Below are 15230 nucleotides of genomic sequence, written 5' to 3'. Positions count from 1 at the left end.
ACTGTTTTTAGGAAAATTTAAAGCGCTAGTGTAACGCTTTCGTTTATTGCTCGCTATTTAAAAGGTGTTTTTAACACTTACGAGCCACTGCACCGAATCAACATCGTCGTAGCTATCAAGCGGGGCGGCAATATCAAGGTGGATCATGGTGCCAGAGTTTGCTCTGCTAGGTGCTAAACGCAAACCCACCCCAACATTTTTTAAAACATGGTCGTTTTCGCCGTTGTCTTCATCGTTAAACCAAGCGCGGCCAACATCAACAAAGCCCGCTGCACCTACTTTAAATAGCTGCAGTAAATCGTACTCCCAGTAATAGCGTTTTTCTAAGCTGACTAAAAAGCTTCGGTCGCCATGCTGGTAATCCATAGGATAGCCACGAAGGCCCGTTTCGCCGCCAAGTGTTAGCTGCTTATCGGCGGTTAGGTTTTTAGCATACTGGGCACGGGCTTTAACAAACCAAGATTGGTTTTCGCTGGTATTTAAGTAGTACTGCACTTCGCTGGTGGCTAAAAAGTTTTCTAGTTGTTTTTGCTCTTTATTCCAATAACCATCCACTTGAGCACTAAAACGCCACAGCGTTCTGTCGGTAGTAAAGTGTGCTTTTTTAGCTTTTAACGAATACACGGCTCTGCTGTCATCATTACTTAGTGATTCATCTGAGTAGCCTAATAGGGCTTTAATATTCCACCCTAAATTTAAGTCTTCGGTGCGCGAAATACTGTCAAAATTACGCACTTTTATATAACAGTCTTCAAACCAATGACCACTCACATAGGGGTAACTTAGTTGTCTGTTTTTGGCCAAGGGAGCAAAGGTTGTTTCTATTTCTGCAAAGCTATCTTCTAGGTTTACATAGCCAAACGTTAAGCGCTGTGTCCAGCTATCAGATAATGCTTTAGAGTGGCCTAAAAAAGCGCTAAAAAAATCGGTTGTTTGATCAAACTCACTGTATTCATCGCCACGGCGATACAACGACTCTTCTCGCTGTTCAGAAAAGCTTTTAATACCATAGCTATAAGGTGTATCTATGGCGTAAAACGGATAGGTTAGCTCTAATAAGTGGCGTTTACCGTCGCTGTTGTCGGCATACTCTAAGCGCCCGCGATACCGGCTAGATAATATATTAGGATCGTCATAAACAAATAAATAACCATTACGATCGCTGTCGGTAGTACGTGAAAACGACAAGCGCTTGCCCCAACCCAGTAAATTGGACTCGCGAAAGCCAATGCTCGATTTATTTTCGCCACCGCTGCGGCTAAAGCTTATTTCGGGTAGTAAAGTCCATAAATCGCGAGTTACCACAGTTACATCTACGTTGCCGTCGCAGTTTTCAACCGCGCTTATTTGCGCATCATATAAATAGTTTTGTTGGCGTAATAAACGCTCTGACTCAGCGAGCTTTCTGGCATTGTAATTATCGCCTTGTTTAAATAATAAAATATTACTAATAACGTCTGGCTCGGTTTGAATATGCGCGCGGTTGGCAAAACGAAAAAGCGCGTTATTTTCCTCCTCCAGCTCGGTATTAAAAACGTTAAGTTGTTTAAGGGTAATTGAGGTTATTTGGGCGTCGCTGCGACTATTAATCAGTGTGGTTTTATCTTCAACCTCACGGCGTAAATTATTGCTTTTGTCTGAGTGAGTTTGCACAGCGGAGCAGGTGTTAGTTTTATTGGGTGGTTGTTGTGCAAAGGCCTTAGGCGCACTAAAGCTTACAAGGGCTAAGCTTATACAACAGTGTGCAATCCATTTTCTATTCACCATTCAACCTCTTCAATACTACTGCAATTATGAGTCGTAATATCAGCTTACATCATTGTTATTACAATGTAAGTAAAAGGTATGGATTTTGAAACTAATTAATTGTTACTGTTATACACCTTTGTTAATTAGTGCATATGCGAGGTGTTTTAGCTCAAGTAAAAAGCAAGGGCTGCTAATAAATGCTCGGCTTCTTGGCCTTCGCCATTAATCCAAATACTTTCGCTGTAGTGTTCAAAATTTAAATTAAAGGTTTGCTGTTGATAGCTAAAGCGCAATTGATGACGGTCAGCACCCCCAGCGTAGTCAATAATTGTTATTTCATCGGCGTGTAAAAACAGCGTGCTCCACAGCTCAAAGTCTTCATCGTGTGGGGCTTCTACCGGGCTTATAACAATGCATTTATGGGCGTGATTGTATTCAATTTGGGTCATAGTTTACTTAATTGCTAGCAAGGTAATTACGAATGGCCGTTAAAAATTCGCCGCCATATTTATTGAGTTTGGTAAAGCCAACGCCCGATACCTTTAAAAATTCGCTGTCGTTGGTGGGCATTAACTGCGCCATTTCGGCTAAGGTTTTATCGTTAAATACAACGTACGGCGGTACATCGTCGGCATCAGCGAGTTCTTTACGCAGAGCCCGTAAGCGGGCAAATAGTTTTTTGTCGTAGTTAAACTGCGCCAGTTTATCTTGGTATACGTGTTTAGCTTGTAAGCGCGGCTCGGCAAGCTGTAGAGCGTATTCACTTTTAAGCACTGCGCGTGCTGCTTCGGTTAAGCGCAGCGAGGCACCTTGGGTAATATCTTGGCTTAACAAGCCTTGGTGTATAAGTTGGCGTAATATACTGAGCCAAAATTCACTGCTTTTGTCTTTGCCTATGCCATAGGTGCTGAGTTCGTGGTGGTTGTTGTCGCGTATGCGGCTGGTATTAGCCCCGCGTAATAATTCTACAATATAGCCTAAGCCAAAACGCTGCCCAGCTCGATACACACACGAAAGCGCTTGTTGCGCTACTAATGTGCCATCAAAGCTTTTTGGCGGGTTAATGCAAATATCGCAGTTGCCACATTGCTCGCGTTTATACTCGCTAAAGTAGTTTAATAGTATTTGCCGGCGGCATGTTTGCGCCTCGGCAAAACTGGCCATGGCATTAAAGCGTTGCTCTTCTACGCGGCGGCGTTGTTCATCGTCTATGTCTTCAAAAAAGCGCCTAACGCGGCCTATATCGGCGGGATCAAAATACATAATGGCTTCTGCGGCTAAGCCATCACGCCCAGCGCGGCCAGTTTCTTGGTAGTAGGCTTCAATACTTTTTGGAATATCGTAATGCAGAACAAAACGCACATTTGGTTTATTTATGCCCATACCAAAGGCAACGGTCGCAACGACTATTTGAATGTCGTCGCGGGCAAATCCGGTTTGCACAAATTGGCGCTGCTCGTTGCTCATGCCAGCATGGTACGCGGCGGCATTTAAACCTGCATCAGCGAGTTTTTCGGCAATGTCATCAACGCGCTTACGGCTAGTGCAGTAAATAATGCCACTTTGATTTTTTTGCTCTTTTAAATAGCGCAGTAGTTGCGCCATTGGCTTGAACTTTTCTTCGATGGTGTAACGAATATTCGGTCTGTCGAAGCTGCCGGTATGTATATAGGGCTGTTGTAATTTTAATTGCTCAACTATATCAAAGCGGGTCGCTTTATCGGCCGTGGCGGTCAGTGCCATCATAGGTACATGGGAAAAGCGCTGCTTAAGCTCATTTAATCTAAAGTAATGAGGTCTAAAGTCATGCCCCCAATGCGATACACAATGTGCTTCGTCAATTGCAAATAAGCTAATATTTAAATGGCTGAGTCGCTCGGTAAATTCATGCTGAAGCACTTTTTCAGGGGCTACATACAGTAATTTTATTAGCCCTTGGTGCAATTGTTGGTACACTAATTGTTGCTCTTCGCGAGCCAGGCTATTATTAATGTAAGCGGCTTTAACACCTAATGCTTGCAGTTGCGTTACTTGGTCTTGCATGAGCGAGATAAGCGGTGAGATTACCACAGTAACCCCTTCGAGCACTAACGCTGGTACTTGGTAACACACTGATTTACCGCCGCCTGTAGGCAGTAGTACCAAAGAGTCTTGACCATTAATGGCCGCGTCGATCACCGCTTTTTGGCCATCACGAAACTCGCTGTAGCCAAACACTTGTTTAAGAACCGTGTCGGGCTTGCGGACCAATGTGCTAGGTGTAGGGGTTAGAGTATTCATCGGCGGCTATTTTAGTGGTTTTTTTATAGGATGTCTTTAGCTTAGAGGTAAATGATTTAATTAGTGCCTCGTGGTTTTGCTTCAGGTATGCTTAACTCATCGTACCAGTGTTAATTTAAACATAGAGAATAATAATGAATAAAGAAATGTTAATTGAACAAGTTGGCGCACTGTTTGTAAATGGCATGCCATTTAATCAGTTTTTAAATATCTCGGTAGAGTCGCTCAGCCCTGAGCAAGCTAAAATTACCTTTCCCTGGCAGGATGTATTTATAGGCAATCCTGCGCAAAAAATTCTTCACGGCGGTATTATATCGGCGGTGCTCGATAATGTGGGCGGCATGCTTGCAGCAGCCAGTGTTATTGATAAATTAACCGAGCTCGATATCCCTAGCGTTCAGCAAAAGCTGGCTACCTTAGGCACTATTGATTTGCGCACAGATTATTTGCGCCCTGGCAAAGGGGAGACATTTACAGCCAGTGCTACTTTGATCCGCTCTGGTAATAAAGTGTGTGTATGTAGAATGGAGCTACACAATGAAAAGGCAATCCAAATCGCCTTTGGTACAGGTACGTATTTAGTAGGTTAAAGCTGCTAATTACGCACGGCTAAAATAAAAAGCTTTGCCTTACGCTGAGCTTTAGTTACCGCAAAATAAATCACTTAATAGCGCGAATTGGTATAAACTGTCGGCCTTTTAGTATGAATAAGTAGTATGTATGTCGATTGCAAACGAGCAGCGTAAAGGCGGTATTTTTGCCTGTTTAGCTTTTTTAATGTGGGGCTTAGCGCCTATTTATTTCAAACAAATACAGCATGTTTCTGCTTTTGAAATTTTAACTCACCGTGTTGTCTGGTCTGTGGTTTTTTTAGTGCTTGTGGTCAGTGTGCTTAAATACTGGGATAAGGTTAAGCGCATAGTTGCCCAGCCAAAAATTATTTTAATGTTAGTACTTACCTCTTCTATACTGGGCTTTAACTGGGGGTTATTTATTTGGGCGGTTAATAATAACCATATGCTCGATGCCAGTTTAGGGTATTACATAAATCCATTACTTAATGTGCTGTTGGGCATGCTATTTTTAGGCGAGCGGCTGCGAAAGTTACAAGGGTTTGCAGTGTTTTTAGCCTTTGCGGGCGTAGTATTGCAATTGGTCAGTTTTGGCTCGTTTCCGGTGGTGGCGTTTTCGCTTGCCACGTCTTTTGCTATTTATGGCTTACTGCGTAAAAAGTTACCTGTTGAAGCGCTGCCAGGCATTTTACTCGAAGCCCTAATTTTACTGCCGGTTGCATTAATTTACTGGTGGGTAATGGCACCAACGCCTACTTCCGACTTAGCCCTAAACGATTGGCATACCAATGCGCTGTTAATTAGTGCCGGTATTATTACTACGTTGCCGCTGCTTTGCTTTACTGGAGCGGCCAAGCGTTTGCAGTACACGACATTGGGCTTTTTTCAGTACATAGGGCCAAGTTTAATGTTTATGCTTGCTGTGGTGTTTTACGATGAAGTATTTGATGCAGAGCGGGTGATTACCTTTGCCTGTATTTGGAGTGCGCTGGCTATATTTACCTGGGACTCTTATCATCAATCGCGTAAGCGTAAAAAAGCGGCCGTTACCGCCGCCGAAGTTTAATACCTATGCGCAATAATAGTTTAAGCAAGTTGCTATAAAGCAGCGTTAAGGTTTAGCTTATTACTTTATTACGGCCGGTTTCTTTTGCATCATATAGCTTTAAATCGGCCTGTTTAAGTAACTCATCTATTTGATAAATAGGGCCGCTTGCAAAACCAATAGAAATTGTAAATTTAATTTTTTCTTGGCTAAACTCTTGGCTATTAAGCTCTATAAATTGCCTAAACCCTTCAAGGCGTTTTAGCGCTTGCGCTGTGGTTGCATCAGTAAAGTAAACGGCAAATTCTTCACCGCCTAAGCGAGCGACTAGCTGCTTTTCAAAGTACTTTTTAAAACACACCGCCAACCCTTTGAGAACCTCATCCCCTGAATCGTGACCGTATGTATCGTTAATCGATTTAAAATGGTCTATATCAAGCATGGCGAGTGCGCCATCTTGATTTGATTTTTTTAAATACTTGAGTGATTTGCTCGACTCTTCAAAAAAGTAACGTCGATTAGGCAGGTTAGTTAAGTAGTCAGTATTTGCTTGGCGTTTGATTGTTGCGATTTGCTCAAGCATGTCGACGTTTTGACTTAGTCGGCAGTAAAACTCTTCGCTGTTAAAGGGTTTATGGAGGTAGTCGTTGGCACCATTTTTTAAAAATAGGCTCGATAATGCTGACGAGTCAGCACCTGAAATACCGATAATGGCTTTTTCATCATTACTGTAAAGCCGGCGAATTTCGGCGCATAGCTCATCACCATTCATGTTTGGCATTTCGTTATCGGTAATAATAACAGACACGTCTTTTTGGCTTTCAAGTACTTCTAGCGCGTCTTTGCCGTCCTTAGCTTCGAGTATTTGATACTTATGGCGCTTTAGTAAACTACAAATGTATCTACGGGTAGAGGTTGAGTCGTCGACGACCAACACTTTTACGTTCTCGTTACGTGGTAAACGGCTTAGTTGTTTTTCTAGGTATTGGTAAGCTTGTTTGTTTTCTTTGATTATGTAATCAATTATTGGGTATTTTTCTACCGTGTCGCGAGTTTGTTTATCTATATTGCCTGTCATTACTATGGTGGGAATGTCGGCATTAATAGTATACGGAACCGCCTCACCCGCAGGAGCATCGGGAAGGATAAAATCAACAACAGCGCAAAAGTAGCTATTGTGTTTTATTAGCTCTTTTGTTGCCGCTAAAGATTCGGCTATATCTACTTCGTAACCTGCTTTAAGCGCGATATGCTTTTGCACACGCGCTATAGTAGGCGTATCTTCAACTATGAGTATTTTTCGCGTCACGTAACAACCTTGTTTGATATTTTGCAAAAGTATTTGCTTATACAAGTTGTAACTGTTAAAACGCAAAAAAGCAAATATCTTAGAGGCTTATACGCTATCTGATTCGCTATAATCGTCTTGGCTTATTGGTACCGGCCCTGACATTTTTGAACGGCCAAAAAGTGTATGAAACTTGGTTTTACAGGTTGTTAGTTTTAAATATTTAACCCAGGCTTTTTCGATTGGGTTTGTAGGTTCTTTACTGCCACAAACTACGTCAACAAATTGCTCTTGTAGCGTATTTTGGGGTGCTAAAGTTTTATTATAAAGGCCTTTTAGTACAACGCCGTGTTGCTCTAATATGCTGGCTTCTAATAAGGTGAAGTTTCCGCTGCGGCTAAACCCGCGAGGAAAGTTTTGATCATCATAAAATTGACGTTGGCTAACAAACGCTTGGCGAAGTAGTGAAATATCGTTGCTCATAACTGTATCCTCATACCCTGTTTATTGCTGGAGTATGATGCAAGTTTGACAATTTATTAAACAAGTTATTTTTATCGTGAGGATAAAAAATTGGATATAGATTTATTAAAAACATTTGTAGAGGTTGTGCGCACGCGTCACTTTGGTAAAGCGGCTGAAAACCTGTATATCACTCAATCGGCAGTAAGCTTTCGAATTCGCCAGTTAGAGCAGGGGTTGGGTGTAAACTTGTTTATTCGCCAGCGTAACAATATTCAATTAACGGCGCCAGGAGAGCGATTGCTTCCGCACGCTAAAATGATCATCACCGGCATGCAGCGTGCCAAAGTCGATGTGGCACTTGCCGATAACATGCACAAGCAAATAAGTTTAGCGGGTACGCCTAATATATGGGATGCGTTTTTACAATTTGGCATTACTAATATTGTGTCGGCTATGCCTGGGGTGTCGTTGGTCGCAGAGGTTAAAGCCCAACAAGAAAGCACGCGGTTATTATTAGAGCGTACGCTTGATTTGGCCATTTTATTTGACCCCCCTAAAGTAGACGAGCTTGTGGTAGAGCGAATTTGCGAGCTGCCAATTATTCCGGTTAGTGGCTATGACACGGCCACTAACGAGAACTTTTTTGATAACCAATATGTATATGTTGATTGGGGTACTACGTTTTCGCTATGGCATGCGCGCCAATTTACCGGTAAAACGCCGCCTTATTTTAGAACCAGTACGGGGCGTATTGCCCTTGATTTAATTCTTCAGTGTGGCGGCAGTGCGTTTATCCCCGAGGTACTTGTTGAATCTCACCTAGAAAAGGGTGAGCTGTTTCATGTAAAAGATGTAGAACATACTTCGCGTGATATTTTTGTGGCTTACCACAGAGACAACGAACAAAAAGAGTTAATAGAAACCCTGATTAACTTATTACCTAAAATAAATGCTTATCAGCCTGTTGATGAACACTAAATACCGACTATTATTTTTAATGAGGTTGAATAGGTACAATTTTGTTTATTAAATATTCATGTCGTTTTGTTTTCAGAATTTAGACACTTTTATTAAAATAAAAAGACAAAAATGTTTCCTTTGTAATATATCTGTCATTTAACGGTGACAAACTGCAGCTGTTTTAAAAATTAGTCTTGTGATTATCGAGGAAATAACATGAATTTTGTAAAATCGAGCTTATGTGTTGCACTAGTAAGTGGTTTATCTTTTAGCGCGTTTGCAGACGTTGATGTATACGGTAAAGCGAATGTTACTGTGCAATCGTCTGATGATGGTGAAGGGTCTTTCACTGAAATTAAAAGTAATGCATCTCGCTTTGGACTAAAAGGGTCTGAAAAGATTACTGATGGATTAGAAGCGGTTTATAAGTTTGAGTTTCAAGTTGATGTATCTGATGCTGACTCTAAAGGTGATAACGACGACAATATTTCTGCACGTAACCAGTATGTAGGTTTAAAAGGTACATATGGTCAAGTTGTTGTGGGTCGTAACGATACAGCGCTTAAACAATCGCAAGGTAAGTTAGATTTATTTAATGACCTTGAAGGCGATATTAAAAATGTATTTAAAGGTGAAAACCGCTTAGGTGATTCAATCACTTATACATCTAAAAGCTACGAAGGCTTTAAAGTACTTGCTACATTTATTGCCGAAGATGACGTAGATGCAGATAACGGTTATTCAATGGCGGTTACCTACGGTGACTCTGCACTTAAAAAGAGTGCGGTTTACGCCTCGGTTGCAGCCGATAGCGAAGTAAATGGCTACGATGTAGTGCGTGCGTCAATTCAAGGTAAAGTAGAGAGCTTTAAATTAGGCGCTATGTACCAAACTCAAGAAAAAGTAGACGGTAGCGCAGAAGCTGACGGCTATTTATTAAACGCAGCCTACAGCATGGGTAAAAACACGTTTAAAGTGCAATACCAAGCAATGGACTTTGATGACAGCGACGACAAAACGGCAGTTTCTGTAGGTGTTGATCATAAGTTTAATAAAAACATTAAAGTATTTGGTTTTTACTCAAGCTTCGATATGGACAACAATGTTGACCAAGACTACGTTGGCCTAGGTATGGAATACAAGTTTTAAGCGTTGCTTAAACACTCCCTTTATTAACCGCGCTCTAATGAGCGCGGTTTTTTTTGCTTTAAATTATTTACTTACCCGCCCATAATAGACCCTCATTTGGAATGGGGTGAAATTCCTCAACTATTCCCGTAACTGTAATTAGCACCACGCTTTAAGTCAGATACAAATGAGACATATCAATCAGCATGAGAAGCTCTAGATTGGTATACTTTTTTAACGAGCGGGTAAACTCATTTTTATTGATGCACTAGTCTTTTAGCTGTGTGTTAGTGAGTGCACGCTTTCCAAGGACTCACTTTTGCAAACTACATTAGCGCCAAATACACCCTTATTAAACGTTCAAAATGTGTCGTGGGAAGTCGATGATCACGCCATTTTAAACAATATTAATTTACACATAGCTAAGGGTAAGTTTATTGGGTTAATTGGCCCAAATGGGGCGGGTAAGTCGAGCTTATTGCGCTGTTTGTATCGCTTTAATAAACCCACCGCTGGCAACGTTACCTTTAATCAGCAGGATATTTGGCAGCTTAAAAGTGAAGACTACGCAAAATATGTTGCTGTAGTTCTACAAGAAACGCCTGCGCAATTTAACCTAACATTATTTGATGTGGTTGCCCTTGGGCTTACACCTCATAAATCATTATTTAGCGCCACCACCCACAGCGACAAACAAAAAATTACACAGGCAATAAAAACCGTAGGGCTTGAGCAACAGTGTAAGCAAAATTTTGAATCGCTTTCGGGGGGCGAAAAGCAACGTGCATTGATTGCCCGCGCTATAGTGCAGCAACCGCAATTACTCATCATGGATGAGCCAACCAGCCATTTAGATGTTAAATACCAAATACAAGTGATGGAACTAGCAAAATCGCTAGGGGTCACTGTGTTTGCCTCATTTCATGATTTAAATTTAGCAGCCGCTATGTGCGATGAGCTGGTGGTTATTAATAAAGGTAAAATAACACATACAGGCTCGCCTGCGCAGGTACTTAGTGAGGACATGCTAGCGGATGTTTTTGGGGTATGTGCGCGCGTTACTAGCCACCCACAGCGAACAGAAAATGGCCAAACTATTCCTCATATTACTTACTTTTATGGCTATTAATTAAATGGATATAACAAAAATAAACCAGTGGACAATATTTATAGCAGCCGTATTAATTGCACTGGGCAGCCTTTTTAGCGCACTGAGCTTTGGCGCCGCAGATACGCCGTTAAGTGATGTGCTCACAGGGATTTTATCAGCAGGGGAGGGCTCGTTTAACGCGCGTATTATTTATGAGCTTAGGTTACCTCGTACCTTACTTGCCTTTATGGCGGGTGCAGGTTTGGCTATTGCAGGGCTTATTTTACAAACGGTTACTCGTAACCCGCTCGCTGATCCGTATTTATTTGGCATATCGTCAGGCGCGTCGTTTGGGGTCGTACTGCTTATGGCCGTTGCGGGTATTAGTGCAGGGTTTATGTTATCGGCTGCTGCCTTATTAGGGAGCTTTTTAGCAATGGGCTTATTGATACTTATTGCTGGGCGGCAAAAAAGCACGCAAGTAGAGTCTATGTTGCTAGCGGGGGTGGCGCTGTCATTTTTATTTAGCGCATTTACAAGTTTATTGCTGTATTGGAGTGACCCGCAAGCAGTGGCTGGTATTTTGTTTTGGACGTTAGGCAGCTTTGCCCGCGCACAATGGGCCACGTTATGGTTGCCATGCGTGGTTATAGTGGTGTGTATTAGCTTTATGCTGAGCTTTAAAAGGCAGTTAAATGCGCTGCTTCTTGGTGATGAAAGCGCGATAACGCTTGGGGTCCGTGTGCACCGTTTTAGAATTTTAATGTTGGTATTGAGTTCGTTAATAACGGCCGTGCTGGTGGCCCTATGTGGCGGTATTGGTTTTGTAGGTTTAATGGTGCCGCACATAGTGCGCTTTTTTATATCTCAGGGCAGTACTGCTGGCTTACTAATTACCAGCTTAGTGGGCGGCACGTTTATGGTGTGGGTTGACGTGCTTTCGCGCTCATTACTTAAAAATCAAGAGCTCCCTGTAGGGGTGATCACAGCAGCTATGGGTAGCGTATTTTTTTTAAGCTTACTCTTTTTTAGAAAAACAAAGGCATAGTGCTGATGAAAACCTTAATGATTCAAGGCACTACGTCAGATGCCGGAAAAAGCACCTTAGTGGCTGCGCTTTGTAGAGTTTTTGTAAAGCGAGGTATAAAGGTCGCGCCTTTTAAACCGCAAAATATGGCGCTTAATAGCGCGGTTACAAAAGAGGGCGGCGAAATAGGCCGTGCGCAAGCTTTGCAAGCCGTAGCCGCTAAAGTAGAGCCTCAAAACGACTTTAATCCCATATTGCTCAAACCAAATAGTGATACGGGGGCACAAGTCATTATACATGGAAAAGCCATTAGTAATATGGAGGCAGGGACGTACCATAACTATAAACAGGTTGCGATGGATGCAGTGCTTGCCTCGCATAAACGCCTAGCAAAGCAGTTTGATTTATTATTGGTTGAGGGCGCAGGCAGCCCCGCAGAAATAAACCTACGCGAGAACGACATTGCCAATATGGGTTACGCAGAAGCGGTAGATTGCCCTGTCATTATTATTGCCGATATAGACAAAGGCGGTGTGTTTGCACATTTAGTGGGCACACTTGCGTTATTAAGCGAATCCGAGCAAGCGCGCGTAAAAGGCTTTGTTATAAACAGTTTTAGAGGCGATATAAGCTTGCTACAAAGTGGGCTAGATTGGCTTGAGCGCTACACAAAAAAACCAGTGCTTGGTGTGCTGCCTTATTTGCATGATTTAGCACTTGATGCCGAAGATGCTGTAGCAATAGATAACAAGGTGACGACTGCCACCATTAATATAGCCGTGCTTTTATTGCCGCATATTAGTAACCATACCGATTTTGATGCATTGCGGCTGCACCCAAATATTAATATAAATTATGTACGCCACACACACGCGATCCCACCGGTTGATCTGATTATTATTCCTGGCAGTAAAAACGTGCTGGGCGATTTAAGTTTTGTAAAAAATGAAGGCTGGGATACGCAGATAAAGCGCCACTTACGCTATGGTGGCAAAGTATTGGGGGTGTGTGGTGGTATGCAAATGTTGGGGTATACCATAAATGATCCCAACGGAGTCGAGTCGTCATTAAAGCAAGTAACGGGGCTTGCCCTATGCGATTTTGAAACCACACTTAGCACGCAAAAAGTACTAACTAAAGTAACGGCGGCTATGCAGTTAAATGACTTGCAAACACCGTGTAGCGGCTACGAAATTCATGCCGGCATTAGTAAAGGCGCAGCACTTAATAAGCCATTTTTAACGTTTAACGCGCACCCTCATGGATTTGAAAACGATGGCTTTATTAGTGACGACAATGCCATTGCTGGTACTTATTTACACGGCTTGTTTGATGAACCCGCTGCCACACTGCAAATTTTAAAGTGGGTAAAAAGCGATGCAACTATACAACCTGTGAGTATTGTAGCGCACCGCGAGCAACAACTAGAGCGCTTGGCCACTATGTGCGAGGCGCATTTGAACATACAACACATTATATCGATTTATGAAGGAGATAATAATGACGGATACAAATAACGATAAGCACCAGCAGCGCCAACAAAAAGTAAAAGAGCAGGTAGATGCACGCGTGGCTGCTGCGCAAGATGTTAAAGGGATATTTCAGGTAATTACGGGTAATGGTAAAGGTAAATCCACCTCAGGCTTTGGTGTGGTTGCTCGCTGCGTAGGGCATGGTAAAAAAGCCGCTGTTTGTCAGTTTATTAAAGGCACATGGGAGTGTGGAGAGCGTAACTTATTACAAGGCGCAGGGGTTGAATTTGCCGTTATGAATACCGGTTTTACATGGGATACGCAAAACAAAGAAGCCGACACCGCAGCCGCGCAAGCAACATGGCAAGAGTCAAAGCGTATGCTTGCAGATAGCAGTATTGATTTAGTATTACTTGATGAACTTACCTACATGGTGACTTACGGTTATATTGATTTAGATGAGGTAGTAAACGCGCTAAATAATCGCCCTCCCATGCAATCGGTTATTATTACAGGTCGCGCAGCGCACCGCACGTTAACAGACCTTGCCGATACTGTAAGCGAAGTGCGCAATGTTAAACACGCCTTCGACTCAGGTATAAAAGCACTAGAAGGGTTTGATTACTAATGTATAAAGCGTTTTTTACTGCACTGCTGTTATTGTGTTCAGGGGGCAGTGCCGTGGCCAGTGATACAGCTGCGCCAGATAAACTGCGCGTTGTAGCACTTGCACCGCATATAGTAGAAAACCTGTTTGCTATAGGTGCGGGAAGTAATATTGTTGGCACTGTTGATTACGCTGATTACCCAAATGAAGCTAAAAGTATTGAACGCATTGGTGGTTACTATGGTATTTCTCTTGAAAAATTATTAGCGCTAAAACCCGATTTAGTGATTGGTTGGAAAAGCGGTAACCAAAGTGAAGATTTAGAACAAATTAAACGCCTTGGTATAAAAATACATTTAAGTGATCCCAAAAAAATAGAAGAAGTTGCAAACGAGCTGATTGCTTTTGGAAAATTTACAGGGCGTATTGAGCAAAGCAAGCAAGTAGCAAACGCATTTATTACTAAGCTCAAAAAAATTAAAAAGCAGCAGCAAAGCAAAAAAATATTAACTGGTTTTTATCAATTATGGCCAGAGCCAATGATGACGGTAAGTGAAAATACATGGATAAACCAGCTTATAGAAACATGTCATGTAAGCAATTTATTTGCACACAGCCCAACCGACTACCCGCAAATAAGTATTGAAAACGTGGTGATTAAAAAACCACAGATTATTATTATTCCTGATGAACAAGCCGATAAGCCACAACCTAAAATTAATTGGCAAAAATGGCCAGAAGTCCCCGCTGTAAAACATAACCAATTTATACGTGTAAATGCCGATTTATTACATCGTTTTACACCGCGCATGCTAGATGGACTGGCAAATATGTGTGATAAAATAGATGCATCACGCAAACAAATTAAGAGTATACAATGAGCGATTGGCCAGCCTTTTTAAAATATGAATTACAGCAACCTTATATGCAGCAAACATTAGATTATGTAGCAAAACGCCGTGTCGAAGGTGTTGCAGTGTACCCACCCAAAGAGCAAGTATTTAGCGCCTTTGAAGCGACAGCCCTTAACAATATTCGCGTGGTTATTTTAGGCCAAGATCCATACCACGGAGAAGGCCAAGCCCATGGCTTATGTTTTTCTGTGTTGCCAGAGGTTAAAAAGTTACCGCCGTCGTTAAAAAATATGTACAAAGAATTGGCAACGGATATTCCCGGTTTTGAAATACCAGACCATGGCTACTTACAAAGCTGGGCAGAGCAGGGCGTGTTTTTACTCAATACAGTACTCACGGTTGAGCAAGGCCAAGCGCACTCGCATAAACATTTAGGGTGGGAGCAATTTACCGATAACGTGATAGCCCATATAAATGCACACTGCAAAGGAGTGGTGTTTATTTTATGGGGCGCTCATGCGCAAAAAAAAGGTAAAAATATTAATAGCGCTCGCCATCATATTTTAAAAGGGCCTCACCCATCGCCGCTTTCTGCGCATCGTGGTTTTTTTGGTTGTAAGCACTTTTCACAAACAAATGAATTGTTACAAGCCCAAGGCGATACGCCCATTAACTGGCAGGTTTAATTGATAT

Annotated in this window: 15 protein-coding genes; 10 read left to right on the top strand and 5 right to left on the bottom strand. The window is 42.1% G+C overall.

Translation table 11 applies throughout. From position 1 onward, the window contains the following. Positions 1–57: 57 nt before the first annotated feature. The 3 genes from MTF68_RS16390 to recQ form a co-directional block, all read right to left on the bottom strand. A complete protein-coding gene (locus MTF68_RS16390; RefSeq protein WP_248463091.1) occupies positions 58–1767 on the bottom strand; it encodes a ShlB/FhaC/HecB family hemolysin secretion/activation protein in 1710 nt (569 codons plus the stop codon). Between the two features lie 146 nt (positions 1768–1913). After that, on the bottom strand, positions 1914–2198 hold the full coding sequence (locus tag MTF68_RS16385; protein WP_029772370.1) for a DUF3630 family protein: 285 nt from the start codon (positions 2196–2198) through the stop codon (positions 1914–1916). A gap of 7 nt (positions 2199–2205) precedes the next feature. Continuing rightward, positions 2206–4029 carry a DNA helicase RecQ gene (recQ, locus tag MTF68_RS16380; protein ID WP_054983758.1) on the bottom strand — a complete coding sequence of 608 codons (1824 nt, stop codon included), beginning with the start codon at positions 4027–4029 and terminating at the stop codon, positions 2206–2208. Between the two features lie 134 nt (positions 4030–4163). Here recQ and MTF68_RS16375 point away from each other — a divergent pair, with 134 nt between their 5' ends. Together MTF68_RS16375 and rarD are read left to right on the top strand one after the other, a co-directional pair. Beyond that, the gene (locus tag MTF68_RS16375; RefSeq protein WP_004587980.1) at positions 4164–4619 is read left to right on the top strand and encodes a thioesterase family protein; all 456 of its coding nucleotides are present in this window, start codon (positions 4164–4166) and stop codon (positions 4617–4619) included. A 130-nt stretch (positions 4620–4749) separates the two neighbouring features. After that, positions 4750–5667, top strand: a complete 918-nt coding sequence (gene rarD, locus MTF68_RS16370) for an EamA family transporter RarD (protein WP_004587981.1) — start codon at positions 4750–4752, stop codon at positions 5665–5667. Between the two features lie 52 nt (positions 5668–5719). Here the strand turns inward: rarD and MTF68_RS16365 are convergent, their stop codons facing one another. Further along, complete coding sequence (locus tag MTF68_RS16365; protein WP_054983768.1) at positions 5720–6955, bottom strand: response regulator; 1236 nt, start codon at positions 6953–6955, stop codon at positions 5720–5722. An 87-nt stretch (positions 6956–7042) separates the two neighbouring features. After that, positions 7043–7417, bottom strand: a complete 375-nt coding sequence (locus MTF68_RS16360; protein ID WP_004587983.1) for a DUF413 domain-containing protein — start codon at positions 7415–7417, stop codon at positions 7043–7045. A gap of 90 nt (positions 7418–7507) precedes the next feature. On the opposite strand from MTF68_RS16360, the gene MTF68_RS16355 reads away from it, so the two are divergent. The 8 genes from MTF68_RS16355 to ung all read left to right on the top strand — a co-directional run bounded on the left by MTF68_RS16355 (position 7508) and on the right by ung (position 15223). Then, positions 7508–8377, top strand: coding sequence for a LysR family transcriptional regulator (locus MTF68_RS16355; protein ID WP_004587984.1), 870 nt, complete (start codon positions 7508–7510; stop codon positions 8375–8377). Positions 8378–8575: 198 nt separating this feature from the next. Then, on the top strand, positions 8576–9508 hold the full coding sequence (locus MTF68_RS16350) for a porin (RefSeq protein WP_248463089.1): 933 nt from the start codon (positions 8576–8578) through the stop codon (positions 9506–9508). Positions 9509–9806: 298 nt separating this feature from the next. Then, positions 9807–10616, top strand: a complete 810-nt coding sequence (locus MTF68_RS16345) for an ABC transporter ATP-binding protein (protein WP_024031566.1) — start codon at positions 9807–9809, stop codon at positions 10614–10616. A 4-nt stretch (positions 10617–10620) separates the two neighbouring features. Continuing rightward, positions 10621–11625, top strand: coding sequence for an iron ABC transporter permease (locus tag MTF68_RS16340; RefSeq protein ID WP_004587987.1), 1005 nt, complete (start codon positions 10621–10623; stop codon positions 11623–11625). Between the two features lie 5 nt (positions 11626–11630). After that, positions 11631–13121, top strand: coding sequence for a cobyric acid synthase (locus MTF68_RS16335; RefSeq protein WP_248463087.1), 1491 nt, complete (start codon positions 11631–11633; stop codon positions 13119–13121). Next, a complete protein-coding gene (gene cobO / locus MTF68_RS16330) occupies positions 13105–13704 on the top strand; it encodes a cob(I)yrinic acid a,c-diamide adenosyltransferase (RefSeq protein WP_004587989.1) in 600 nt (199 codons plus the stop codon). The genes MTF68_RS16335 and cobO overlap by 17 nt, the downstream gene beginning before the upstream one ends. Beyond that, positions 13704–14564: a cobalamin-binding protein gene (locus tag MTF68_RS16325; protein ID WP_248463085.1), complete on the top strand. Its 861-nt coding sequence runs from the start codon at positions 13704–13706 to the stop codon at positions 14562–14564. The genes cobO and MTF68_RS16325 overlap by 1 nt, the downstream gene beginning before the upstream one ends. Then, the gene (gene ung, locus MTF68_RS16320; RefSeq protein ID WP_029774206.1) at positions 14561–15223 is read left to right on the top strand and encodes a uracil-DNA glycosylase; all 663 of its coding nucleotides are present in this window, start codon (positions 14561–14563) and stop codon (positions 15221–15223) included. The genes MTF68_RS16325 and ung overlap by 4 nt, the downstream gene beginning before the upstream one ends. Positions 15224–15230 lie beyond the last annotated feature (7 nt).

Source organism: Pseudoalteromonas sp. 2CM37A (assembly GCF_023161885.1).
GTDB classification, from domain to species: domain Bacteria; phylum Pseudomonadota; class Gammaproteobacteria; order Enterobacterales; family Alteromonadaceae; genus Pseudoalteromonas; species Pseudoalteromonas atlantica.
This window is presented reverse-complemented; position numbering and strand designations above follow the sequence as displayed.